The following is a 229-nucleotide window of genomic DNA, read 5'->3' as shown; positions in this document are numbered from 1 at the left end:
CCAGTCGCTTGCTCAGGTAGCGCACGCGGCGGTCGATCTCGCCCAGCTGCTTCTTGCGATACGTGTATTCCGCGTTCTCGGAGCGGTCGCCCTCGGCGGCGGCGGCCGCCAGCGCCTTGACCACTTCCGGCCGCCGCACGCGCCACAGCTCGTCCAGCTCCGCCTTCAGGCGGGCGTGCCCGGCGGCGGTGATCAGCGCGGTGCTCTTCTCTGCGGGAGGACGCCAGCG

1 pseudogene is annotated in these 229 nt (G+C 72.1%); it reads right to left on the bottom strand.

Annotated features, from left to right (window positions below):
- Window positions 1–229, bottom strand: a pseudogene (locus SB822_RS61600) (transcription elongation factor GreB); the annotation flags it as partial.

Source organism: Paraburkholderia sp. SIMBA_054, from assembly GCF_046534875.1.
GTDB lineage: Bacteria > Pseudomonadota > Gammaproteobacteria > Burkholderiales > Burkholderiaceae > Paraburkholderia > Paraburkholderia hospita.
Note: the sequence above shows the minus strand (reverse complement) of the source record. Positions and strands in the feature narration are given on the sequence as shown.